The organism is Streptomyces sp. AM 4-1-1, assembly GCF_029167625.1.
Classification (GTDB): Bacteria; Actinomycetota; Actinomycetes; order Streptomycetales; family Streptomycetaceae; genus Streptomyces.
This window is the reverse complement of sequence record NZ_CP119145.1, coordinates 3,061,226-3,085,816: the sequence shown is the minus strand read 5'-3', so window position 1 is coordinate 3,085,816 and position 24,591 is coordinate 3,061,226. Positions and strand designations below refer to the sequence as shown.

The window sequence follows — 24,591 nt, the reverse complement described above, 5'->3', positions numbered from 1 at the left end:
GCCGCCGGGCATACGGGGGGCCGGTCAGGCGAACTGCGCGACACCCGAGGCGAACGACGTGTCGCACACCGGGCGGGAGAAGCGGTGGGCGCGCGTCGGACCGTACTGCTCCACAGCGGCCTTGCCCAGGGCCTTCGCGATCGCCATGCAGTGCCGGGCGAGCGAGGGACGCTCCTCGACGGAGCGCTGGAGGTGGGTCAGGGCGGCGCCCGGGTCCTTCTCCCGGAGCTCCACGAGCAGCCGGTCGCGCAGGACGTCCTGCGGGGTCGGCGGTGCGGTGGTCTCGGAGACGGCCGTCGAGGTGGACGCGGACGCGGTGAGGAACTGGGAGTCGGAGTCGTGCGCTGCCCACGGCACACGGGTGACCGCGAGGGTCCCGGACAGCACCATGACGACAGGCAGTACGAAGGCGAGGGATCGGCCGATGCGGCGCGCGGTGTGGGTCACGCAGGCGAGCGTAGCGGGCAGTGAGGAAAGGGCGACATTACGTCACTCGGTAGGGGGATGGTTCGAGGGGACTTTTCGAATATGGGTTGACGAGTGCGTATGAAATGCCTGGTATGAGGCTCAATGTGCTGGTGTGTGGGTGTCGGCTGCTGCCGTGCTGCCGGATGTGGGGGAGGGCGGTACGGGGACGGGCGGTGGGTGGCCGGAGGGCCGTCGGACCCTTGGGTCCCGGGCTCCGATCGAGAACCCCGGGAACCCTCCCGGGACCCGCCGCGGACCGTCACGATCTGTCACGAACCATCGCGAACCGAGAACCGGCCCCGGTATGGCGAACGGCCCCGCACTCGTCAGTGCGGGGCCGTTCAGTCAGGGGATCGATCAGGCGGTGAGGCGCTCGCCGGTCGAGGTCGCGAAGACGTGCAGCTCCTCCGGGCGCGGGAGGACGTGCAGCGTGGTGCCCTTCTCCGGCACGGCGCGGCCGCCGACGCGGACGACCAGTTCCTTGTCCTCGTCACCGACGCGGGCGGAGCCGTAGACGTAGCCGTCGGCGCCCAGCTCCTCCACGACGTTGACCGAGACGGCGAGACCGGCGGGGGCGTCGGCGGACTCCTTCGAGAGCGACTTCGCGACGGCGCCGCCGTGCTCGACGATGTCGAAGTGCTCCGGGCGGATGCCGACGGTGACCGTGGTGTCACCGCGGTCCGCGGCGGCGGTGAGCGCCTGGCGGGAGACCGGGACGACGCTGTTGCCGAACTTCACGCCGCCGTCGGTGATCGGCACGGCGACGAGGTTCATGGCGGGGGAGCCGATGAAGCCGGCGACGAAGAGGTTCGCGGGGCGGTCGTACATGTTGCGCGGCGAGTCGACCTGCTGGAGCAGACCGTCCTTGAGGACCGCGACACGGTCGCCCATGGTGAGGGCTTCCACCTGGTCGTGCGTGACGTACACGGTGGTGATGCCGAGGCGGCGCTGGAGGGACGCGATCTGCGTACGGGTCGAGACACGGAGCTTGGCGTCGAGGTTCGACAGCGGCTCGTCCATGAGGAAGACCTGCGGCTCACGCACGATGGCGCGGCCCATCGCGACGCGCTGACGCTGACCACCGGAGAGCGCCTTCGGCTTACGGTCCAGGTAGTCGCTGAGGTCGAGCATCTTGGCGGCCTCTTCGACCTTCGCCCGGATGTCGGTCTTGTTGACGCCGGCGATCTTGAGCGCGAAGCCCATGTTGTCGGCGACGGTCATGTGCGGGTACAGCGCGTAGTTCTGGAACACCATGGCGATGTCCCGGTCCTTCGGCGGCAGGTGCGTGACGTCGCGGTCACCGATGCGGATCGCACCGGCGTTGACGTCCTCAAGACCCGCGAGCATGCGCAGGGAGGTCGACTTGCCGCAACCGGAGGGACCGACGAGGACGAGGAACTCGCCGTCCTCGATGCTGATCTCCAGCTCGTCCACCGCGGGCTTGGTGGAACCCGGGTAGATACGGCTCGCCTTGTCGAACGTGACACTGGCCATGACGGTTCTTCTCCTCCACCGGCAGGAACGTGCCGGACGATCCGAGTAAGGGAGTGGTCTGGTCCACTTGAGTGAACCTGCCGTGACGGTACCTGGCCCCGCCCGTTCTGTCAGTAGTCCACGGCACCCGAAAATCCGGCAGGTGGGGCGGGCCGCGTTGGTTACACTGCTACCGGTCTGCCTCCTTAGCTCAGCTGGCCAGAGCAACGCACTTGTAATGCGTAGGTCATCGGTTCGAATCCGATAGGGGGCTCCGAAAACCCCAGGTCACATAGCCCGTGACCTGGGGTTTTTCATGTTCGGGGCGTGACGGGTCGCACGACATGGGCGCCGTGGAAGTGCTTGCGTGAGCGGTGCGTGAGCGGAGGGGCTCCGGGGACTACTTCTCGGGCCGCCTGGTCTTGGTCCTCTTCTTCTTGCTCTTGGCCTGGGCGTTCGCGCTCGTCTTCGCCTTGGCCCTCGCCTTCTTGGCGGCCTTCGCGGCCTTGCGGGCAGCCTGCTCGGCCTCGGCCTTGCGCTGGAGGGGGACCAGCTTGGCGGTGGCCTCTGCGGCGCTCTTCCCGACGCGGGGCAGGACGCTTAATGGTGACGTCGGGTATTGGAACTATCCGAATGCCTCTGATCCGGAGCCCCCGGTGTGCGGCCTGGGAGCCGACGTCAGCCTTGAGTATGCGAGCGCTCAGACCTGTTCGAAATGGAACGCCTTGATGAAGCAGTCGCGGGGCTGGGCGACTGCGAAGAGGATGCAGTCCACGAGCGACTGACCGGTGAGGGGATCCTTGGCCTCGCGCGGGGTGGTCTCCCACTCCTCGGAGAGCGGGTCGGCGTTGTCGAAGTCGGGCGGGTAGAGCGATATCACCCGGACACCTTGGGGCCGTAGGCGCTTGGAGAGGATCTCGGTGAACCCGGCCTGTGCGCTCTTGGCTGCATAGAAGGCGTCGTGTGCGTCCGAGCGGTGATGTCCGGCCGTTCCGCAGGCGGAGACCATCGTCACGACGTCCGGCTTGTCCGAGTTGAGCAGGAGCGGGAGGAAGTTCTTCACGGTCAGGACCGTGCCCGTGGCGCCGGATGCGATGGTGTCGACGATATCGGCGTCGGATGCTGCCTGGAGATCCGGCCCTTCGAGGTAGCGCGAGCCGTTGTTGATCAGGATGTCGACGCGGTCGGTGTGCTGGGTGACGCTGGAAGCGAAGTCGCGGATTGAGGCGGGATCCGTCAGGTTGCAGGCGTAGGCGTGGACCCGCTGGTGGCCTCGGTCTCGGATCTCGTCGCGGACACCCTCAGCGGCAGCGAGGCTGCGTGCGGACAGGAAGACCTCGGCGCCAAGGTCTGCGAGCCGGATGGCCAGAGTTCGCCCGAAGTCGCGCCCGGCAGCAGTGATGACGACGCGGTGGTTGTCGAATCTCATGATTTTGTTCCTTGTTCGTGGACCGGCTGTTGTTGCGGTGAAGCGCGGCGGGCGACCTCGGCTGCGTAGGTGGCCCAGTCGCCCGCGGAGAGCCGTTGCCAGGCGACGGCGACGTCGGTGTGGATGCCCAGGGTGCGGGCGAGGATCGCGGCGGGGATCTCGGTGGCGAGCTGGAAGAGTGCGGTGCTGCGGGCCTGATTGGGCCGGATCCCGAGCTGGGTCAGCCGCTGGGTCAGCTGTGTGGTGCTGATCGGGCGTCCGGGCTGGCCACCGGGGAAGAGCCAGGGTGAGGGAGCCAGGGCGCCGATGGTCGCGTGACCCTTGCGGTTCGCGGCGACAGTGCGGGCCAGTGCGGCGACGGGCTCGGGCAGTTGGACGGGTGCATCGCCGAGGTGGAGACGTACTGCCTGAGCGCCGACCTCGACGTCCTCGATGGTCAGTCGGTGGATCGCCGATGGCCCTTGTGCGTAGAGGAGGAGAAGCAGTCCTGCGAGGCGGTCTTCGGGCTTGAGGGTGTCGTCGTGCAGGAGTCGGCGTGCGACGTTCCACCGGTGCTCGTCATCGAGTGGCTGGGTGGGGCCGTTCCAGCGGATTGCGGGGACGTGGACGGTGGTGAGCTTGTTGGTGCGAGCCCAGCGGACGAAGTGCCCGGCTGTGTGGCGGTAGGTCGCGGAGTCGTCGGTAAGCCACTCGTCGAGGTCGGCCTGTCGGCAGGTATCCAGGGCGAGGTCGTGAGCCTGAAGCCAGGTAAGGAAGGCGACGGCCGCGTGGGTGCGTTGACGCGTTGATGCGAACTGCTGCGGGGTCAGGGGGCGGCCGTTGCTGCGTCGGCGTAGTCGACGGACCAGGTGCCATATCGCGTACTGGTGAAGGACTTTGCGCTGTTCGGGGTCTTGCTGTGCTGCGAGAAGGCCGGTGAGGAAACGTTCGAGGCGGACCATGTACTCGTCCCGCTCGGGCAGGGCACCGACGCCGACGAGGACTTGGCGGAGGTGGGCGAGGGGCGGGCTGTCGGGCAGCTCGTCGAGGGCCTCGTGAGTCAGGGCTCGTCTGCCGGCCGCGAGGTCGGCCAGGACCGGAGACACGGACGGCTTGTTCAGCCACCGATTGGCGGTGAGTGGGTGCTCGGTGGTGGCGATGTTGTTCCGCAGGGCTTGGAGACCGGGGTGGAGGGCATCGGACGGAGGGCCCAGGAGCTCGTTGAGGCGTCGGTTGATGAGACAACGAGCGCACTGGCCGGGGTGCGGGTAGTCGGGATCGCTGCAGGTAGGGCAGGTGTGCCAGACCTCAGAGACGGTGCAGTCCGCGCAAAGGGGCTGGTCGAGAGTGCCGGAGACGACCGCCGCGACGCTGTCGCAGGCTGAGCACGGCGCGGAGTGACGCTGGCAGTCCAGGCACCATGGCCGACCCGTAGTGCGGGAGGTGCCGCAGGGTTTCTCCGCGTCGCAGATACTGCAAGTCGCGGTGGGCAGGGAGGGGCAGCTTTGGCAGAGCGGGCCGTCCGGTGTGCGGGTGTTCACGACCCTTCGTCGGCCGCAGTTGATGCAGGTCTCCAGGTTCGCCGGGGCGCTGACCAGGCAGTTCGGACACACTGGCCGGCCTTGGTCGTCGCGGGTGGCGGGCTCTCGGCGGGCTCCGCATCCCGAGCACTCCTCGATGCGGGAGTGGGAGATGCACATGCGGCAGACCCGCTTTCCGTCCAGAGGCTTGTCGATGCGTACGACTCTGTGGCAGCCGGGGCAGGACGGCCGGACGATCCCGGCGATGCCGGCCTCGTGCAGCAGGTCGATCAGCTTGAGGATCGCGCGGTGGGGTGCGAGGTGACCGTCGCCGGTCAGCAGAGCGGGGTGGGCTTCCAGGGCCCAGGCAATTTTCCGCTGGTAGGAAGGGCGAGGCGCCGATCGACGGACCGCGTCGGAGACCGTCTCCCGTTCGGCCTGCGGATCCAGTTCAGCGATCAGGGCGCCGATCACTGCGATGGGGTCGCGTCCGTCGTCGTCCGGGCACTTGGCGCATCGTGGCTGCCCGGTCCGGTCGCGTGAAGTGACCCGGCGGGTGTTTCCGCAGGCAGCACACGGCTCGGGCTGTGGCTGTCCGCAGGTCCAGCAGTACCAGTCCTGGCCGCGGCGCTGGAGCGTTCGTATCTGCGTGCCGCATTCGGCGCAACGCGGCGGCGAGACCGTCTGGGCCCCGGCCTCACGCAGGGCGATGAGCAGGTCGCCGACGGCCTTGGGCGCCGGCGAGCGACCGTCGTTCAGCACGCGAGGATGCTCAGTGAGATGTGCCGCGAGGAGGCGTGACTTCGAGCGTCCGCCCGCGACGCCGGCGACCACGGCACGGATCCGGTCCGGTTCCAGCTGATGCTCGATGGCTGCGACCAGGTCCGCGATGAGCCCGATCGGGTCGCAGACGGCCCGCTCGGGGTGCCCGGTGCGGTCACGGCCGCTCGAAACCGCGGATGCGGGCTCGCTTGGGTCGCAGGTCACCGACACCTGCCTCGGCACCGACAGCCTTCTTTGTGCGGGTAGTGGTTTCGGCACCCGCCGCGGCGGTCGGCTCGATGAGGTCGTCCATGGTGCAGTCGAGGATGTCGAGCAGGGCCATGAGGATCTTCAGGCTGAGCCGCTCGGGGCGCTCGACGACGAGCCGGTAGACCTGGCTGGACGAAAGGGTGATGCCCCGCTTGTCCAGCAGCGGGATGAGGTCGGTGGTGGAGAAGAGCCCTCGGTCGGCCATGACCTTGCGCAAGTGCCAGTGGTAGTCGAGCTTCGCGGCCATCAGCGGTCCTTGTTTGCGGGGAACGAGGCGAGCGCGGGCGCAAGTGCCCTGTGGAGCATGGTGTTCATGAAGTCGTCGCTGACGTGGGTGTAGATAGCGGTGGAGCTGTCATTCTCGTGACCGACTTGCTGCTGGAGAAACCGGCGGTCAACCCCGTCCTCTGTGAGGTGGGTGACGTAGGAGTGGCGAGCGGAGTGGACCGTCAGCGCCTTCGGGAGCTTCAGCGCGTCGCGGTAGGCGACGAACCGGGCGTTGATCTCGGCCGGCTTGACCCGGCCGCCCCGCTCGGTCACCCACAAGGCGGGGTGATCCTCGCAGCCGAACCGCGGCCGTACGTTCTCCACGTAATCGGCGACCGCGTCCACCGCCCAGTCCATCACCGACAGCACGTTCCGACGGCGCGGCGGCTGCCCCTTCTTCGCCTTGCCGTAGCGGACGTTGAGGGTGCCGTACCGGCCGAACTGCGGTGCCTTCGCGTTCCGCCCGAAGTCGACCACATCCAGCTTCGATGTCTCCGTCCGGCGCAGACCCCACCCATAGATGACCTTGAAGAGGGTGGCATCGCGGTAGGCGGCGAGGGCTCCCTTGCGCTTGGCCCGTACCGCTCGATCGACCTGGTCGTCGGCGTAGTCGAGGAAGCGTTGGATCTCCTCGCGGGTGAACGGCCTCGCCTCGGGGCGCCCCTCGTAGTCGTTGAGGTGGGCGATGGTGTTCCACTCGTGGCAGATGGCCACGGGGTGAGTGCCGAAAGCGTCCTCGCAGGCCACCGACCAGCCGTAGCGGCCGTCGATCAAGAACTCGCTGAACAGGCGCAGGCTGCCCTGATAACTGCGGATCGTGGACGGCGCGAGGTGCTTCTCGCTGGTCAGCCACAGTGACCACTCGTCCACGTGGCCGGGCGTCCAGGCCCACGGGTATTCGTTCGTGTGCTCCAGAAACCGCCGTACGAGCCGTTCCCGAGCGGTGACCGTGTCCTCCCGGAGCCCGCGAGCGGCTTGTTGGGCCCGCCAGCCCCGCACCATGGCTTCGACCATCGCGTCCTGCGGACGCAGCTGGACAACCCCGGACACCAGCTCCAGGTGAGCTGCCCCCGCCAGCTCGGCGCGTCGCTGTAGACCCACTTTCACCCTCCCCTTCAGAGGGCAAATCCTGCATCAGATGGGATCCGATTACCAAACTCCCAGCTCAGGCCGCCAAGTTGCAGGAGGACAGAGTCCTCCTTTGGACCTGCCCTGACCTCGCGACCTGCGGTTTCTCGCCCGCCTGATGCAATTCCTGAGGGTTCGGGTAGATGTCCCGCGTGATCCGGGTATCGCTGTGGCCGAGGGTGTCGGAGACGATCTTGACGTCGATGCCGGCGGCGAGCATGAGTGTGGCAGCTCCGTGCCGGAGGTCGTGTAGGCGGATCGGAGGGAAGCCGGAGGCGGCGACGAGTCGTTCGAAGAGGTCAGTGACCTTGCCGGGGTGGAGCCAGGAGCCGTCGGCCTGGGTGAAGACGAGGCCGGTGTCGACCCAGGCTGTCGCCCACTCCGCGCGGTCCGCGTTCTGCTGTTTGCGGTGGTGTTCCAGGACCTCGACGGTGTCGTCGTCGAGCGCGACGACGCGGTAGCCGCTGTCGGTCTTGGGCTCGGACGTCTCGACGTCCCATCCGTCCTGGACGAGCTGGGCGGAGACGGTGAGGGAGTGGGTGGCGAGGTTGGTCTCCGACCAGGGCTGTCCGCACGCTTCGCCCCGACGCAGGCCGCGGAAGGCGATGAGGTGCCACATGGCGTACAGGCGGTCGGTGGCGACGAAGTCGAGGAAGGCGCCGGTCTGTTCGGGCGTCCAGACCATGACCGGTGACGGCTTCTCGCCGGTCTGCTGCCACTTGGCGACCCGCTCGTCCGTCCAGACGAGAGCCTTGGGCTTGCGTGCGGGGTCGATCTCGACGTGGGCGGCCGGGTTGAAGGTGATGATCTGCTGACCGATCGCGTCGTTCAGGGCCGCGCGGAGGGTCGCCTTGATGTGCTGGCGGGTGGAGGGCCCGGTGACGCGCCGTATGGGCGGCATCGCGTCGATCGCTGTTTTCAGTGCTTTGCGGCGGGCGCGGTGCTCGGCGCCCTTCCACGGGACGGTCGCCAACTCGGCGACGGCGGCCTTGCGCTGGGCGTTCTGCTCGACGAGGTCGGCGTTGGCGTCGACGATCGCGGTGAACATCTCACTGAGGTGGCTGACGCGAAGCCGGTCGAGCCGACGGCCGCCGATGCGGGGCTTGAGATGGATGCGGATGTCGGTCTCGTAGCGGTTCAGGCCGGACCTGCGGATCCGCTTGCCCGCGAGCCACCGGTCGAGCCACTCGGCGACGGTCAGGCTGCCGATGAGGTCCTGGCCCGAGTTGAGCCGGCGGCGGGTCTCCTCGACGTCTGGCAGTGGGGCCTTCTCGCTGCTGACCTCCGCGAGCATCGCGGCGATCAGCTCCGTGCCCTCCGGATCGTCGGCCTGTGCGAGGCCCAGGAGGGCACGGACGTGGTCGAGGTCGGCCTGGGCGGCCTTGAGGCTGGCGTAGCCGCCGCGTGCGAAGGAGCGTCGGGTGCCGTCCTCGCGGGAGGGCAGCTCCTGGCGTATGGAGTACGTGCAGTGATTCCTGCTGTTGCGCCTGGGGCAGGCGGTGCCGAGTTCCTTGCCGGTCTTCGAGTCGCGGCAGGAGCAGCGGCGGTAGGTGGAGCCCTTCAAAGATCATTCTCCTCTGTCGTGTCACGCTCGTGCGGGTCTAGATCGGCGAGCGGTGAAGGCAAGTGGGGCGGGACGCCACCGGCCTCACGGATGGCGGCGCGGTGCCGACGCAACTCGGTTCTGGCGTTGGTGACCTGGTCGGCATAGCGGGTCAAGGCGCGCTCAGCAGCTTCGCGTTGGATGCGGTTTGAGGCGGTCCTGACCTTCCAGCGCTCGTACTCCTCGCTTTCCAGAGCCGCCAGGGCCGCGCGCAGTTCGTCGTCGTGGGCGAGGAAGAGATCCAGCATCAAGTCCTCGGCGCCGAAGGCCGAGGATTGGCCGGTGAACCACTGCAGTGCGTCCCAGGTCGGCTGCGGATCCTCGTAGGGGAGCGGGCGGACCTCGGAGACGTAGCCGACGGGGTAGATCAGGCTGACGGGCGTCACGCGCAGGGCCTTGGCCAGGACCATGATCTCGACCAGGGGCAGGCTGGCGCGGCGTCCGGACTCCATGTTGGCGATGACGTTGCGGGGGATGGGGTATCCGGCTTCCTCGCACCTGTCGGCCAGGTCCTGTGCGCTCCACCGCAGCTCCTTGCGTCGTCTGCGGACCTCGCCGGCCACGACGGCCATCACGTGGTCCTCCCATTCGAAGACTTCGTCCTCGTCTGCCTTCTCGTATTCATCTTCGGATCGTCGTTGTGTCATGGAGACACATTAGCTCGACCATCCTGGATGTAGTGGCCTGGAGACGGACGCGATCACCGTGTTCGCCGAGGGCTCGTCATGGATGGAACGCGAATGCGCGACAACGAGAGCTTCGGGCGGGTGGACGGCATGAGCCGTGAGGAGCTGCTGGCCCTGCCGGTGGCTGTTGACCTGGGTACGGGCAACCGGGCGCTGGGGCTGGGGCGGAGCAAGGGGTACGAGCTGGCGAAGCGCGGGCTGTACCCGTGCAAGGTGCTCCGGCTGGGCAACGCCTATCGGGTCGTGACCGCAGACCTGCTCAGCCTGCTGGGCCTGGCCGCATGAGCAGGCGATCCCATAACAGGGGGTTCTGCGCTGAGCTGACACAGAAACGCTGGACTGTGCCGGGGCGTGGACGTACTGTCCGTGGTCCCTCGCAGTGGCCGAGCCCCCGCGAGAAAAGGGTGAGCCCCCGACGCGCCAACGTCGGAGGCCCTGAACGCCCTGTCGCCCGCTATCCCACGAACGTCCCGCGCGACCCGGGCCTGCATGCCCGAAGCCGCCGGAAGAGGAGCCATCCTATGCAACCTGCCACACCTGAGCCCCATTCCGCACCTGCCAAGGCTCCCTGGCCGACAGCAGCGATCCCCGGCCAGCCCGACGGGCATCTCCGCGACGAGGAGCCTGACGAGGTAGCCGCATCGAGCGAGCTGGAGGCGATACCCGACGCAGAGCCGACGGACGGCTCCGGCCTGCTGGACGAACTACGTGCCCAGATAACGCAGTTCGTGATCCTGCCCTCGCCGGAGGCGCTGGACGCGGTCACGCTGTGGGCGGTGGCCACGCATCTGCAGCGGGCGTGGCAGCACGCCCCGCGCCTGGCGGTGGTCGGCCCGGCCAAGCGGTGCGGCAAGTCACGGCTGCTGGACGTGCTGGTCGAGACGGTGCACGAGCCGATGCTCACCATCAACACCACACCGGCGGCGATCTTCCGGTCCATCACCGAGGACAACCCGCCCACCCTGCTGGTGGATGAGGCGGACACGATCTTCGGCAGCCCGAAGGTCGCGGAGAAGAACGAGGAGATGCGCGGCCTGCTCAATGCCGGGCATCAGCAGGGCCGGTATGTGACCCGGGTGGTCGGCAACGACCACACCCCGCACAAGTTCGCGACCTTCGCGATGGCGGCGATCGCGGGGATCGGTGACCTGCCCGACACGATCATGGACAGGGCGATCGTGATCCGCATGCGCCGCAGGGCCGAGGGCGAACGCGTCAAGCCCTTCCGCTCCCGCCGCGACACCCCGGCCCTGCACGACCTGCGCGAGCGGATCGCCGCGTGGGCCGGGCCACTGCTGGACGAGGCGGCAACCCTGGAGCCGGAGATGCCGGTGGAGGACCGGGCAGCCGACACCTGGGAGCCCCTGGTGATCATCGCGGACCTCGCGGGCGGCAGCTGGCCTCGCCGTGCGCGCATCGCGTGCGCGCGGATGGTCGCCGCAGAAGCGGCGGCCGAGGAGGACCAGCCCAGCGGGGCGCGCATCCTCGCCGACATCCGCCGCCTCTTCGCGGGCCGGGGCGACCCCGACAGCCTCACCACCGAGGAAATCCTCTACCTCCTGCGCCAGGACGTAGAAAGCCCGTGGGCGGAGTGGGGCCGCAGCGGACTGGACGCGCGGGAGCTCAGCAGGATGCTGCGCGCGTACGACATCAAGTCCGGCAACGTCCGCATCGCCGACGGAACGCAGCGCAAGGGCTACATGCGCAACAAGTTCCTCGACCCCTGGCGGCGCTACTGCCCCGCCGTCCATCCCCTCGACGCGGGCCCCAGCGAGGGCTGAACCCCCTTCCCCCGGTTGCCGTCCTTGCCGTCCCTGCCGTAATCCCGCAGGTCAGACAGGATGCGGACAAGACGGCATCCGGGGCTCAAGACGGCAACGCGATCAAGAATCGCGCGCTGCCCAAGCCGAACGCAGCGCCAGATCCGTCTTGTGCCGTCTCCGCCGTCCGTGCCGTATCACCGCAGGTCACAGCCGCACGATCCAAGACGGAAGACGCAGCACCTGCGTCCCAGGCCCGGCAGAGCTGACCCCGAAGACGCTGGTGCCGCCCGCCAAGACGGCACCTGGCGACCACTGCCGTACCCGCACTGACCTGCGCATGCAACGGCCAAGACGCCCAAGACGCACCACACCACTACCCCAGGGAGTACCCAGCTTGAGCACCATTTCCCGCCTCCGCTCATGGCTGTGCCGTCAAAAGCCGGACAACCGGCCCGGTGAGAAGAAACCGTCGATGACCGCGCACGCCGTGGAAAGGTTCGCGCTCGGCGCGGCAGGCATCGTCATCATCGCCCTGACCGGCGGCGCATTCTGGCTGTCCTACGCGCACCTGGCCGACATCGCCGGCCACCACGGCCTCGGCAGCTCGCCCATCCGCCGCTGGGCCTGGCCCGCCACCCTGGACGCCTTCATCATCGCGGGCGAACTGCTCATGCTCCGCGCGGGCCTGCGCCACGTCACCGACACATGGGCCATCGGCGTGACCGCCATCGGATCGGTCGGCTCCATCGCGCTGAATGTCGCGGGGGTCACTGGAACGCGCACCGCCGGCACGGTTCCGCTCCTCGACTACGTGGTCGCCGCGGTGCCTCCCGGTGCCGCGATGGTGGCCTTCGCCGTGCTGATGCGGCAAATCCACGAACTCGTCGAACCCCCCGGCAGTCAGCCGACGCCCAATTCCGTACAAGCACCGGGATCATCGGCCCGCGCCACTGGCCAGCACGCCGGGCCACTGACCGAGTCCTCCAGCGTCGACGCACACACAGAGCCCCACGTCGCCGTATCGGCCCGCTCACCGCAACCCCTCTCCGCGGATCCGACGAGCAAGGCGCGCGGCGGCCGCCCGCCCGGCGCCCCGCTCGCAGAACTCGTAGCGATCGGCCGGACTGCCGCCGCCGACCAGGGCAAACTCACCCGGGCCGTTGTCCGCAAGGCAGTGGAAGACCGGGACCTGACGATCGGCAGCGAGCGGCTGACCGAGGTGACGGGCATCCTCCGCGCCGAACGGACAACCACCGCCAACGCCGGTTCGCGCAGCGACTGACGAATCCCGCTACCGGGTGGCCGGAACCCTTCCGGTCACCCGGCCGGTCAGCCACCGACCCGCATACGGCCCACGTATCCACACCTGTGGACAAGACGGTGACCACCCAGGCCGCACTGGTCATCCCCCGCCCCGCATGCCATCCCGCAACTCTTCCGGAGCACCACCCATGACGCACGACCCGCACCATCACCAGACCACACCGGACGATCCGTCGGCGCTGGTGAAGTCCCCTACGCTGATAGGGCGTCTGCGGAAGGCGTTCGGACGGGCGGCTCCTGGCGGAGCCAGTAGTACCCCGAGTCCGACTCATGGCCGGTCTTCGGGAGTCTCCGCCCCAGGGGTGGCGGAGACGGCCCAGCGCCAGGGGGCGCCGGACCATGAGGCCGTGGCCGAGGGCGGCCCCGACCAGGACGAGCTCCGTACCGTCCAGCAGCAGATCCTCCACCCCACGCCCACCGCCGAGCCGATGGCCGGCGAGCGCGATGTGCAGAGCGTCCAGCCGGCGATACGCCGCTTCACCGGCACCAAGCGAACCGTCCGCGTCGGACCGCTGCGCTTCACCGCCGACGAGCACGCCGCCCTCCAGGAGGCCGTCGCCGAGCACGGCTACAAGGGGGAATCCGGCTTCGCCGCCGACATCGTCCTCGCGTTCATCACCGGCCGGTTCACCGCGAACCTTCCCCTGTCCGAGGACCGTCGCCGCACCCACATGTTCCGCGCCCAGGTCCTGCGCCAGCTCAACCGCATCGGCGTCAACGTCAACCAGATCGCCCGCGCACTCAACAGCGATCTCACCCCGCCCGACATCCGCCAGCGCCTCGACGAACTCCACCACCTGCTGACCCTGATCGCCGAAGTCCTGCGCCGGCCCACTGACCCGACGGAGGTCTGAACGGATGATCGCCGCCATCAAACCGACCGGATCCAACACCCGCGGACTGCTCGCCTACCTTTACGGCCCCGGTCGCCACGACGAACATCTCGACCCGCACTTGGTGACCGGATTCGCGATGCTCGGCATGCCCGACCCCGGACGCAACGAGAACGCCAACCTCACCGAACTCGGCCGCCACCTTGACGAGCCTGTTCGCCTGCGGAACAGCGAGTTCGGCAAGCCCGTCACCGACCACGTCTGGCACTGCCCCGTCCGCGCCGCACCCGAAGACCGCCATCTCTCCGACACCGAGTGGGCCGACATCGCGCAGCGCATCGTGTCCGCAGCGGGCATCGCCCCTGACGGCGACGACCTGGCCTGCCGATGGATTGCCGTACGCCACGCCGACGACCACATCCACATCCTCGCCACCACCGTCCGAGAAGACGGCCGCCGCCCCAAACTCCACGACAGCGGTATCCGCGTCGGCGACGAATGCCGCCGTATAGAGAAGGACTACGGGCTGCGCCGCCTGAAGAAGGGCGACCGCACCGCCGAGCGCCGGCCCACCCAGGCCGAGATGCACAAGGCCGAACGCCTCGGCTGGGAGCAGACGAGCCGCCAGTGGCTCCAGGACCGCATCCGCGCCGCCATCCCTCACGCCACCAGCGCAGAGGAACTCCTCGCCTACCTCGAAGCCGACGACATCCTGGTCAAGCCCCGCCGAGGCCCCTCCGGAGACCTCCTCGGCTACGCCGTCGGCAGGCCCGGCGACCTGAACAAGGACGGCGAGCAGATCTACCACCCAGGCGGGAAGATCGCCCCCGACCTCACTCTGCCCAAACTGAGGGCCCGCCTGAAAACCAGCGCACCGGAGGAACACCCCACAGCCCGCCGCAACCGACCCGCCACCCCTTGGCATCAGGCCACCGAAGCCCTCGACACCCTTCGCCCAGAGACCGCCACCACGAGCGCCGGCGAGGACGCACGGACACAGGCGAACATCAGCGCTCTGGGCGACCTGATCGAAGCCACCGCCCAGGCAGCGCCCGCCGACCACCGTGCTCAACTGCGTGCAGCCAGTGCGGCATTCGCCCGGGCGCAGCGGTCACAGGTGCGGGCCGAGGACCGTGCCGCCCACGCCCTGCGGACCGCGGCCCGCGACATCGCGCACACCGCCACCGGTCCCGACGGCAGCGCCCTCGCAGCGCTGACCGCCGCACTCCTCTGGGCCGCCATCCTTGCCGCACGCTGGCACGAGGCCAAGGGCCACGCCCACCAGGCCGACGCTGCCCGCCAAGCCGTCCAGCACCTCCAGTCGGCAGCCGACGCCGCGCTCGCTCCGACGCTCACCGCACTCGAAGCCCGGCGCCCTGGTGAAGGGACCCGAAGCACTCTTGCCAACGACGTACGCGCAGCCGTTCCAGAGCACGCTGCGCGGATCCTTACCGACCCGGGCTGGCCCGCCCTCGCCACCGTCCTGGCCGACGCCGAAGCCAGCGGCCACGAACCCCACCAACTCCTCCAGGAAGCCGCGGGCCAACGTGAACTGACCACCGCCCGCCAACCGGCCCGCGTCCTGATTACCCGCATCCAGCACACCGCCCGTAACCCCGCTCCCAACCGGCGAGCTGAAGCGGCCAGGCTTCGTAGCGCCGCTGCACGGGGAGCCGGCCAGCAGCCCTTCGTCGCGCACCCGCCGACCACGCCCGCGCGTATGCCTAACCGGCCACGACGGTGACACCTGGATCCAGGGCGCTGCATACGGTGTGGAGGATGGTGCCGTGACGGACATCAGTGACGACCACGTGAAGGTCCACTTCAGAATGGAAGTGGACGAGGACGGCTGGCCTCCGGCGAGCATCGAGAGTCTCTGGGCGGTGAAGCTCGGGAACGGCACGGTACGGCTCGATAACACACCGTGGTTCGTACGAGGAGTCGCCAGCGGGGACATCATCAGAGTGGAGGTTGAGGACGATGGTGCCCTCTATGCCCGGGAGACGATCCAGCCGTCGCAGAACTGCACGATTCGGTTGATCGTGCTGAAGGACGAGGGCTCAGCTGCTGCCCGGCAGACCGTGCTGGAGACCTTCCACCGCCTTGGCACGACCGGCGAAGGCATCGAACGCTTCCGCATGGTGGCTCTGGATGTCCCCCCGGAGGCGGACCTGCCGAAGATCCGAAAGCTTCTGGAGCACGGCGCTGCAAAGGAGTGGTGGCACTGGGAGGAAGGGTGTGTCACCTCCGCTTGGGAAAATGCCGTCTGAAACAGCAGGAGTTGGGCCCTCGGCGTGGGCAAGCCGATTGTGTCCTCTGCCAGGTTCTGACGGCCCCTCGTGGCCCATCTCGATCGGTTCGATGATGTCCTTCGTGATCTGCGGTCGCTGGAGAATCCTTCCCGGCCTCAGTGCGGGGTAGCGTTTCCATGAGGTCGACGGAGAGGACGCTCGCAACCATGCCGATGCCCGCCGGTACCCCCGAGCCCACAGCCCCGCGCGGGCTCATCCTGGACTTCGCCGGAGTGCTGACTGCCGATCCCCGGCCGACCCACCGCCTCTGGGCCGAGGAGGAGGGCCTGCACGCGGAGGCGTGGCGCGCCACCCTCAACGACACCGCCGAAGGACGACGCCTCTATGCGGCGCTGGAGATCGGTCAGCTCGGCCAGGTCGAGTGGAACGCGCAGACTGCAGCACTGCTCGGTACGAACGTCGACCCGGTGAACCTGATGGGCCGCGCCTGGTCCAAGGTGCCGGCGGCACCTCGCATGGCAGCCCTTGCCCGCGCGGCCAAGGAAGCGGGCTACCGGCTCGCCCTCCTGTCCAACAGCTTCGGCCTGGACCCCTTCAACCCGTACGAGCACGTCGGCATCTGGGACCTCTTCGACGTACACGTCATCTCCGAAGTGGTCGGCATGGCGAAGCCAGACCCTGCGATCTACCAACTCACCTTGGACCGTCTCGGTCTCCCCGGAACGGCGTGCGTGTTCGTCGACGACCACCCCGTGAACCTTCCACCCGCAGAAGCTCTCGGGATCACCACCGTCCTCGCGAAGGATGAGGACTCCGCAGTCGCCGAGCTGGAGCGCCTGCTCGGCGTGACGGCGACCCTCGCCGTGCAGAGCTGATTCCAGCCACACCAACGGGTCCCCTTCCGGAGAAGGGGTGTTGGCCCTCCCTTCGCCATGGGTACGGTCAACTCCTGGCGGACCAGAAAGGGAAGTGGCTCTCATGCAATGGTCGGAGTACACCACCGCCGAGAGACTCAAGGCGCTCCGCAACGGCATGACGCAGGAGCAGTTGGCCGAGGCCGCAGAGGTGTCGGTCGGCGTCGTAAGGAAGCTGGAACGCGGCGGCACCGCCTCTCTTCCTTCACTGCTCTCCATCGCTTCCGCCCTCGGCACCGACATCGCTGTGCTCTTCGGACAGCAGGCGCCTCGTCGCTCTATGGACCGCGACGAGCGAGCGGCCCTGCGGTCCCTGTCCGGAGCCACCCACGACGCCGCCCTCGGGATCCCGGCCGAGGCCGAACCGGGGACGGTCGACGAGCTCCGGGCAGTTCTACAAGACGCCGACGCCGCCTACTGGGCGGGTCGGTACACCGAACTGGGGGTTCTGCTCGGCGCGCTGCTGCCCGAGGCCCGCGCACGGTACGACGCATCGAACACCGACGAGAAGACGGCAGCCGCCGGCGTTCTGGCCGACGTCTTCCAGACCGCCGCGATGGCCGCGAACGTCTGGGGCTCACGTGACCTCGCCTACGCGGCGCTCACCTACGGCCGACAGATCGCCGTACAGGCGGGCGACGACCTTCGTGACGCGCACCTCGCCGCCACCACCGCATGGGTCAACCTCCGTGACGGTCGGACCGCGCAGGGGTTCTCGCTCGCCGCCACCCAGGCGGACCGGATCGAGCCGAAGATGTCGGAACACGACCCGGATCGGCTGGCGGTCTACGGCCAGCTCGTCACCAATGCAGCCGTGGCGGCTTCCCGAGGCGGCTCCTCCGCCGAGACCGCCCGCGAGTACCTTTCTCAGGCTCACGCCGTCGGTGCACGGCTCGGCTCCGAACACGCCCGTGGAGGGCACGCGCAGCCCTACGGTCCCCTCTACGCCGCCACCCAGGCCATGAGCATCGCCGTTGCCCTCGGCGACATCGCTGGAGCACTGCGCCTCATGGACACCGTCAAGCTCGACGACACCGTCCCTCTCGCCACCCGGGCCCGGTACGGCCTCGATGTGGCCCTGACTCATGTGGAATGCCGCCGCTGGGACCAGGCCGCCGACACCCTCGAAGCCGTGTGCGGCATGGCGCCCGGCTGGGTGCAGCACCAGATGCTGCCCGGCGTGATCATCTCCCGCCTGGCCGGTGTGTCCGTGGGTCGCCTGCGTGGACTGGCCCATGCAGCGGGAGTACCCCTGGGCGTCCGCTGACTGCCACGACCCGTAGCAGCGGGGCGACAGGAGGCATAACTACCGCCACGTTTCGTGGCGCTGGACCGCCCCACCGAGAGTCACGGCCGTTACGTGACGTGGCGGCACCCGTCCATACGGTCCGATCCACAGCCACGGGGCGTGCCTGTTCCGTACGGAGCCCCAGCAGCACGCTTGGAGCATGCCGAACACTCCGCTTGGCGGCGTCGGACATGTGCCGGTAGCCGTCTACTCCTGCGCCAGCTCCACTCATGCCGTACGCGAGGCCGAGCGCCGTGCCCGCCACTACGCCGATGCCCGCCATTGGCACGTGGCCGGCGCGTGGACAGACCACGACCCGAGTGCGCCCCTGGGGTCTCGCCTTGGCTGGCAGGCCATGACGGGCGCTCTGTCGTCCGGTCTCGTGCGCGGTGTCGTCGTGGCGACCATCTCCCACGTGGCGCTCGACGCTGCGCAGTTCGCCGCCCTCGGCGTTCTCGTCAGGGACCGGGGTGGCTTTCTCGTGGAAGCGACTCCCGGGCCACGACACCGCACCCCGGGCCAGCCCGAACACCGCCCCACCCTCTTCGAGGGAGCCGCCCGACGACTCTCGTACGGACACCTCGCGCCAGAGGCGTCGTAGTGAGCGCGAGGCGGGCCGAGGTCGGCGACATCATCGAGGACGCCGAAGGCCGGCAGGCGATCGTGACCGACATCAGGCAGAACTCGACCTGGGTCCTGCGCCCGAGACAGGGACCGATGACGGCCCAGTGGGACACAGCCGAACCCGACTCCCTCCGCGTCGTGAAGAGCCGCGCCTCCCGCCTCGGCGAAGAACACGGCCTCTGGTGACCGAGCGCACCCTGCTCGTCGAACCGAGTGATCAGTAGGCATGCCCACCCCCTCAACGGAAGGAGGACCCCGGTGTACCCGTCCGGCCTGCGCACTGCCCAGAACCACCTCTCGCTCGGCCTGGCGATGATCGCTGCCCGGGCGCTGTGCGCCCTCACGAGCGATCTCGCCCTCGCCCACACCGTGCTGCTGGCCCACTTCGCCAAGCCGGCTGGCTTCGGATCCATCGGCGTTGCGCGCCATACACCGCTCCGCGCATCGCGCATGACAGAGAAGGCCGGCCGATGAGTCCGCGCGCGGTCGTCCGGCACCAGCAGTGGACGCTGCAGCCCGACCGGGAGCCGGACGCCGAGCCGACCAGTTACGCAATGCAGTGCGCAGTGTGCGGAGATATCTCGCCCACGGGCACCGAATTCACGGCCTCGCAGAACTGGGTGTTTGCGCACGGCGGGCGCAATCCGACGCACCACACGTACCGGGAGGTCATCACTCGCCCGTGGAGGGCGTGGTGGAAACCGTGACCGGCCGCGTCGCCGCCCAGGTCGCCAGGCTCGCCCGCTACACCGGACCGCTGCTCATCGGGCTGGTGTCCGCCTCCTGCGGCTTCGTGTCGGCGTGACCGCTTCGACCGTACGGATCACGCCCTGACCTGCGATGGACGAAGAGGCCGACCAGCCGGGGGAGCGCTGGCCGTGTCCATGTCCACCGCGCCCGACCCTGCACACCTAACCCGTGGAGGTCCCATGACTGCAGTGAGCACCCGTGCCCAGGAACCGAGGAGCGGACCGGTTCCGAGGCTCGTGGCCAGCCCGTTCCTCGCCCAGTACCTGCTCGTCCAGCCCGGCCGGGCGGCTGGTGTACGCATTCCGGAAGTCCGTTACGAGGAGCTGTGGACCGCCAGTACGGAAGGCCGGTCCGCCCCGGCCTGGCTGGCCAGCGCGGCGAAGAAGGCATGGGGCGCTGAGCTGCCCGAGGCGCCGCTCGGTGACGTCGTCCTGGTCCGCGATCGGTCCCGGTACGGGTATGGCAAGGCGTCGTGGGAGATCAATCTCGGCTGTGACTACGACTGCGAGTTCTGCTACCTCGGCGAGAAGCGGTTCGAGGGTCTGGACTGGGCGGGCAAGCAGACGCTGCTTCGGACGCTAAGGGACGCCGGGGTCCTGTGGCTGCAGATCACCGGCGGCGAGGCCCTGATCGACAGGGAGTTCGGTGCGGCCTACGAGTATGCCCACCAGCTCGGAATGATGGTGCAGGTCTCCTCGAACGGCTCCTCGCTGCGCAAGCGCCCGATCCGGGACCTTTTCGCCCGCCACAGGCCCTACCGGCTGACCCTGAGCGTCTACGGCGCGACCGCCGAGACGTACGACAAGGTGACGCGGAACCGCGGAGCGTTCGGCCGGTTCATCCAGGGCCTGGACGCCGCCCGCGAGGACTGGCTGCCGGTCCGGCTGAATGTGATCGTCTCTGACGACAACGCGCACGAGATCGACGCGATGGTGCGCCTCGCGGAGTCGTACGGGTTCCCCAGCCAGGTTTTCACGAACATGTCGCCGACGATCGACGGCGAGGCGAACCCGCTGGCCACGCAGGCGGAGAGCCACCTCACCGCCCGCAGCGTCTTCAGCGGCTGCAACGCGGGCCACACGTTCTTCCACGTCAACCCGCACGGCATCGCGTCGATCTGCAAGGTCGGCCGCGACCCGAGCGTCAACCTCATTACTGAGGGCGTCGAAGCCCTCCCTCGACTCGGCGCGTTTGCCGAGTCCCTACAGCTCCGCACCGGTGGATGCTCCGGCTGCACGAAGGTTGGCACGTGTCGCACGTGCCGACCGCTGGCCAAGCTCTACCAGGAGGCGGGGGACCGACGAGAGCTCTACTGCCAGCATGGAGGCTACGGAACATGACCCCTTCCACCGCAATCCTCGCCCCGCCGCGTGAACCGGTGCTGCTCACCATCGGACGGCGGCCAGCCGCCGGCCTCACCGGAGTCCTGCCGGTGCCACTGACCGCCGCACCGATCAAGGACGACGAGATCCAGATCATCGCCGACCTGGACGAGGCCGCCGAAGGCGCCGAGTGCAGCTGCTCGGCCGGCGACGACCAGCCTTACTAGACGCACCGCGGGCGGACCTCAGTGGCGCCCGTCGCGCCCTCTGAGTGCCGCCTCGGCCGTACCCTCGTCGAGGCGGCACTCTCTTTACCCGAGCACCTGAGGAACCGCGCGTGTCCATGTCCCGCATCCCCTTCGAACAGCTCCCCGCCGACGTACGGCAGGCCGTCGTCGACAAGACAGGCCGCGTTCACGCGGCGCGGACCGTGCAGGGCGGCATGAACTCCGGCATCGCCTCCGTCCTAGAGACCGAGAGCGGCAGTGTTTTCGTGAAGGGCATCCCGGCCGACCACCCGCAGGTCGGCGCGCAACGCCGCGAGGCGGCCATCGCCCCGCACCTGCCGGCATCCTGCCCTCGCCTGCACTGGCACCTGGAACTCGACGGCTGGAGCCTCCTGGGATACGAGGTCGTCCACGGCCGTCACGCCGACTACGCGCCCGGTTCGCCCGACCTGTCGCTCGTGGAAGCCGCGCTCACAGAACTGCAAGGGGTCACGGCCCCGCCCGACATCGAGATCAAGAATGCTGTGGATCGGTGGGCGGAATATGCCCCGCCGGGGACGTCCCACCACTTCGGCGGCGACGCGCTGCTGCACACCGACTTCGCCCCGGAGAACGTCCTGATCGTCGGTGAGCGGGCCCGGCTCGTCGACTGGGCATGGCCGACGCGGGGCGCGGCCTGGATCGACCCGGGGGCGCTGGCGCTGCGGCTCATGGCCGCTGGGCACACGGTGGAGGCGGCGGTGGCCTTCGCAGAGCGATTCCCGTCTTGGCGGGGAGCCGATCGGGATGCGCTGGCGGCGTTCGGATCTGCCACGGCAGCATTGTGGAGGGAGATCTCTGAAGAGGCCGGGGCACCGTGGAAACGAAACATGGCAAAACAGGCAAGGGCTCTCGCGCACGCCCTTGCCTGAGGGGTACGGAGCGTCCTGGTCCATGGTTCCTGCCGGCCGCAACGCTGCTGCCCAGAGCATCAGGCTCCAGCCACCACCTCCGTACCGTGGTCCCCAGCGACTCGGAAGAGCGAGGTGCCTCTCTCAGGTTGATGCAGCCGTCTACGGCAAGCGCAATTGATCATCTACTGGCACAGTCGCTGGGGGGAGCGTAGTGATTAGCAATTCCTCAGCGGATCTCTTTCCTGAACGCCCACCCGCCGAGTAGCGTGTCGCAACCAACCGTTTGCTAATTCGCCACCGACGTACTCCGAGAGTCTCGCGTTCGACATCTGAAGGCGCCATCCTGGATTGACCATAGAGCCACTTGCTTTGCATAAGCATGGGGTAATTATCGTAGCTGAGTAGCCATCGGAACTGCGCTTTTGTTCGCAGATATCCGGCTAGGTCTAGGTGGAGTGAGTCAATGCCGGGTCGGGAGTCCGAAGCGCGCCCGTTTCCCCCGTATCCACCACGAGGATCAAACGACGTTCGATATAGAAGTGAAGACTTCTCGATATATGGAGGATCGAGGTAGGCAACTACGCGGGAGGGGAGTAGCTGTGGGTACTGTTCAGGCACATCTTCAAGTGTTTGTCGCCAGTCCTTGCACCACACGTCCACTAGGCGTCCGATGGAATACAGGTGGCCGACGTACCTGATTCTCTCCGCAAGCGAATCCGGGTTCCAGCGGCATCCGATCGGGTAGTTACTGGCCTGCGCGCGACCTCCAATGGGACCTGCCTTTCCATGCAAGATCCCCGAAAAAGTGGTCCTATTAAGGAACAGGCACTGCATCGCCACGCTTATCCGGAGATCGCGTGGACTCATCTCAGGTCCAGGTGCCCATGCGCGCCAGTAATCCCATCGCTCCACAGCAGACGCGCCACCATCGCGAACGTACCGTTGCCACTCGTCGTACATTCGGTCGATAAGCTGCTCGGTATCATCGGCAGCGGCTTGCCAGAATGATGTGACTAGAGGGTCGGCGTCTGCGAGTAGGATGCGATCTGTAATTCCTTCGCCAATAGCACGAAGTGATGCCGACGCGCCACCGGCAAATGGCTCCACCAGAAGATTGACTTCAGGGACCTCCCGCGACTGCTTTGCGGAAGTTATCACGCGTGCGATCACGGGTGAGAGTGACGACTTCGCCCCTGGGTATCGCAATGGTGACTGGTATCGGCCGTGGGAGAGCGCGTGAGAGATGGGCTCAAGCTGTTGGGGCAGAGGGCGAGCCTGAGGGTGGATCGCCTTGCCGGCGCCGATTGGATGGACAATCCGAGCAGCGGTGCTTGCGCTGATAGCCGTCGCCGACGAGGTCACTGAGGTCACCGCTCTATCTTGCCGGATGGCTGTAGTGATCCGGAACATGATCGAGTCTAGTTCTTGAAGTATGTGGGTGGCTGCACCGCTTGGAGGTCAAGTTTCAGACCTGGGATGTTCTGCTGGGCCATCATCGTCAAGACGGACCGCCCCACGCCGAGTGGCAGTGCGGCCGCCGAGTGGGCAAGGGCGATGGGTACAACGGCATGCTGATACATCCGGGTCCTAAGCGAGTCCAGAATCTCGCATATCAGTCGAAGTGTCGGATACGCGTCCCAGCCCTCGACTTCCGGGCCGCCATCGTAAGGCGAGAAGCCCGCCTTTGGAGGGACTGTAATTACCAGAGGATCGCCTGTACGAGTCCGGTAGATGAAGCGGCGTCCGTAGAACTCATCCACGCCATAGTGATTACCTTCAGGGCGCCCGGAGATTCTATTGATGTAAGTGTTTGTTAGCCGCATCACGTGACCCAGCGGGATAATATCCTTGATCAGCTCTGCGTGCTCAACGAACGCGCCAGATTTCTCGATCCCGACGATTAGAGGGGCGACGAGGTTCCGCTTGGTGCACCAGGCTGCAAGGTCGCCAAGGTGTTCCTCAAACCTCCGCTTGAGCGGAGCAAGGGGACCGAACATTGCCAGCGGCCCATCAGTAATGAAGAGAGTGTGTCGAAGAACTTCAGGCGCGGTATCAGCAAAGAAGTTCAAGTAACATACAGACATTAGCCGTTCGGCCGCAGTCATAACGCGCCCAAGGGGAGTGAAGTTTGATCCTTCGGCATTGTATTCTTCGTGTGTCCGCAAGGCGTCCGCGAGATAGAGGCGAGTATTACACGAACGGCACGCCCCACCCTCTTTAGTAACGGTAAGGGTGAAGGTGTTGGTCGCCTTCAGGCCACATCCGGGGCAGACTCGCAGGCTAATTTCGCTTGCAGGTTTGCCACGAGTGCCGTGCAGCGCGAGGAGCGCATCGGTGAGGGTCATCTCGGTGTTGGAGTCGAAACGGGAACTGTAGAGAAAGTCTTCGAGTTCTGCGCGCCAGGTCTCTACACCAGTCATTCCCGGACGAGTTAGCTGCGATCCAGGGAGGGCCACGTCGAAAGCATATTCAGAGTGCGAGTTACGGACCTCGCGTGGATCGATGTGCTTCACTCGCGCAAGGTTACGAAAGGCGTCGAGTCGCACTACCGATCCGGCAACTCTCAGATAGCCGACCTTGACCGTCGGATGATTTCGAGTGGCCTCGACCTCGGTGTCGGATCCATCGACTGTGATTGAGAAGTCGACCTCCTCAAGTTTGCCAGAGAGCGGCAGATCCTCAAGAGGCGAGCACAGTTCGATGACTCCCTTTTCGCTATCGGGGCGAGCGCTAGTGATGGACCAGCGTTGAAGGGCAGCCCGAACTGCTTCATTCCTCACCGTGTCCACGTGGCCTAGCCTGGAAGCCTTTTCCCCT

Annotated in this window: 23 protein-coding genes and 1 tRNA gene; 15 read left to right on the top strand and 9 right to left on the bottom strand. The window is 67.5% G+C overall.

What is annotated here, in order from left to right:
* Window positions 1-24: 24 nt before the first annotated feature.
* Window positions 25-447, bottom strand: a complete 423-nt coding sequence (locus tag PZB75_RS13105) for a hypothetical protein (protein ID WP_275535481.1) — start codon at window positions 445-447, stop codon at window positions 25-27.
* A 378-nt stretch (window positions 448-825) separates the two neighbouring features.
* Entirely contained in the window at window positions 826-1,962 is a 1,137-nt protein-coding gene (ugpC, locus tag PZB75_RS13100) for a sn-glycerol-3-phosphate ABC transporter ATP-binding protein UgpC (protein ID WP_275535480.1), read from the bottom strand.
* 179 nt (window positions 1,963-2,141) lie between these two features.
* Here ugpC and PZB75_RS13095 point away from each other — a divergent pair.
* Window positions 2,142-2,215, top strand: a tRNA-Thr gene (locus PZB75_RS13095).
* Between the two features lie 426 nt (window positions 2,216-2,641).
* Here the strand turns inward: PZB75_RS13095 and PZB75_RS13090 are convergent.
* The 6 genes from PZB75_RS13090 to PZB75_RS13065 form a co-directional block, all read right to left on the bottom strand.
* A complete protein-coding gene (locus tag PZB75_RS13090) occupies window positions 2,642-3,370 on the bottom strand; it encodes an SDR family oxidoreductase (RefSeq protein ID WP_275535479.1) in 729 nt (242 codons plus the stop codon).
* Entirely contained in the window at window positions 3,367-5,856 is a 2,490-nt protein-coding gene (locus tag PZB75_RS13085; RefSeq protein ID WP_275535478.1) for a site-specific integrase, read from the bottom strand. The genes PZB75_RS13090 and PZB75_RS13085 overlap by 4 nt, the downstream gene beginning before the upstream one ends.
* On the bottom strand, window positions 5,807-6,148 hold the full coding sequence (locus PZB75_RS13080; RefSeq protein WP_275535477.1) for a helix-turn-helix transcriptional regulator: 342 nt from the start codon (window positions 6,146-6,148) through the stop codon (window positions 5,807-5,809). Before PZB75_RS13080 ends, PZB75_RS13085 begins: the two co-directional genes overlap by 50 nt.
* On the bottom strand, window positions 6,148-7,269 hold the full coding sequence (locus PZB75_RS13075; RefSeq protein WP_275535476.1) for a tyrosine-type recombinase/integrase: 1,122 nt from the start codon (window positions 7,267-7,269) through the stop codon (window positions 6,148-6,150). Before PZB75_RS13075 ends, PZB75_RS13080 begins: the two co-directional genes overlap by 1 nt.
* Before the next feature lie 64 nt (window positions 7,270-7,333).
* Entirely contained in the window at window positions 7,334-8,860 is a 1,527-nt protein-coding gene (locus tag PZB75_RS13070; RefSeq protein ID WP_275535475.1) for a site-specific integrase, read from the bottom strand.
* Entirely contained in the window at window positions 8,857-9,546 is a 690-nt protein-coding gene (locus tag PZB75_RS13065) for a helix-turn-helix transcriptional regulator (RefSeq protein WP_275535474.1), read from the bottom strand. The genes PZB75_RS13070 and PZB75_RS13065 overlap by 4 nt, the downstream gene beginning before the upstream one ends.
* A gap of 93 nt (window positions 9,547-9,639) precedes the next feature.
* On the opposite strand from PZB75_RS13065, the gene PZB75_RS13060 reads away from it, so the two are divergent.
* From PZB75_RS13060 to PZB75_RS12990, 14 genes are all read left to right on the top strand, one after another.
* Window positions 9,640-9,870: a hypothetical protein gene (locus tag PZB75_RS13060; RefSeq protein ID WP_275535473.1), complete on the top strand. Its 231-nt coding sequence runs from the start codon at window positions 9,640-9,642 to the stop codon at window positions 9,868-9,870.
* A 236-nt stretch (window positions 9,871-10,106) separates the two neighbouring features.
* The gene (locus PZB75_RS13055; protein WP_275535472.1) at window positions 10,107-11,366 is read left to right on the top strand and encodes a DUF3631 domain-containing protein; all 1,260 of its coding nucleotides are present in this window, start codon (window positions 10,107-10,109) and stop codon (window positions 11,364-11,366) included.
* A gap of 454 nt (window positions 11,367-11,820) precedes the next feature.
* Window positions 11,821-12,630, top strand: coding sequence for a DUF2637 domain-containing protein (locus PZB75_RS13050; RefSeq protein ID WP_275535471.1), 810 nt, complete (start codon window positions 11,821-11,823; stop codon window positions 12,628-12,630).
* Between the two features lie 343 nt (window positions 12,631-12,973).
* Entirely contained in the window at window positions 12,974-13,525 is a 552-nt protein-coding gene (locus tag PZB75_RS13045; RefSeq protein WP_275535470.1) for a MobC family plasmid mobilization relaxosome protein, read from the top strand.
* Between the two features lie 4 nt (window positions 13,526-13,529).
* Window positions 13,530-15,248 (top strand): mobilization protein, encoded by a 1,719-nt coding sequence (locus PZB75_RS13040; RefSeq protein ID WP_275535469.1) that lies wholly within the window; start codon window positions 13,530-13,532, stop codon window positions 15,246-15,248.
* 43 nt (window positions 15,249-15,291) lie between these two features.
* Window positions 15,292-15,774 (top strand): DUF4265 domain-containing protein, encoded by a 483-nt coding sequence (locus PZB75_RS13035; protein WP_275535468.1) that lies wholly within the window; start codon window positions 15,292-15,294, stop codon window positions 15,772-15,774.
* 188 nt (window positions 15,775-15,962) lie between these two features.
* Window positions 15,963-16,631: an HAD-IA family hydrolase gene (locus PZB75_RS13030; protein WP_275535467.1), complete on the top strand. Its 669-nt coding sequence runs from the start codon at window positions 15,963-15,965 to the stop codon at window positions 16,629-16,631.
* 103 nt (window positions 16,632-16,734) lie between these two features.
* Entirely contained in the window at window positions 16,735-17,937 is a 1,203-nt protein-coding gene (locus tag PZB75_RS13025) for a helix-turn-helix transcriptional regulator (RefSeq protein WP_275535466.1), read from the top strand.
* 181 nt (window positions 17,938-18,118) lie between these two features.
* Window positions 18,119-18,559: a hypothetical protein gene (locus PZB75_RS13020; RefSeq protein WP_275535465.1), complete on the top strand. Its 441-nt coding sequence runs from the start codon at window positions 18,119-18,121 to the stop codon at window positions 18,557-18,559.
* Window positions 18,559-18,768: a hypothetical protein gene (locus PZB75_RS13015; RefSeq protein WP_275535464.1), complete on the top strand. Its 210-nt coding sequence runs from the start codon at window positions 18,559-18,561 to the stop codon at window positions 18,766-18,768. Before PZB75_RS13020 ends, PZB75_RS13015 begins: the two co-directional genes overlap by 1 nt.
* 72 nt (window positions 18,769-18,840) lie before the next feature.
* The gene (locus tag PZB75_RS13010) at window positions 18,841-19,056 is read left to right on the top strand and encodes a hypothetical protein (protein ID WP_275535463.1); all 216 of its coding nucleotides are present in this window, start codon (window positions 18,841-18,843) and stop codon (window positions 19,054-19,056) included.
* Window positions 19,057-19,511: 455 nt separating this feature from the next.
* Window positions 19,512-20,672: a radical SAM protein gene (locus tag PZB75_RS13000; RefSeq protein ID WP_275535461.1), complete on the top strand. Its 1,161-nt coding sequence runs from the start codon at window positions 19,512-19,514 to the stop codon at window positions 20,670-20,672.
* Window positions 20,669-20,881, top strand: a complete 213-nt coding sequence (locus PZB75_RS12995; RefSeq protein ID WP_275535460.1) for a hypothetical protein — start codon at window positions 20,669-20,671, stop codon at window positions 20,879-20,881. The genes PZB75_RS13000 and PZB75_RS12995 overlap by 4 nt, the downstream gene beginning before the upstream one ends.
* A 116-nt stretch (window positions 20,882-20,997) precedes the next feature.
* Complete coding sequence (locus tag PZB75_RS12990) at window positions 20,998-21,792, top strand: aminoglycoside phosphotransferase (protein ID WP_275538692.1); 795 nt, start codon at window positions 20,998-21,000, stop codon at window positions 21,790-21,792.
* A 1,400-nt stretch (window positions 21,793-23,192) separates the two neighbouring features.
* Here the strand turns inward: PZB75_RS12990 and PZB75_RS12985 are convergent.
* Entirely contained in the window at window positions 23,193-24,563 is a 1,371-nt protein-coding gene (locus PZB75_RS12985; protein ID WP_275535459.1) for a hypothetical protein, read from the bottom strand.
* Between the last annotated feature and the right edge of the window lie 28 nt (window positions 24,564-24,591).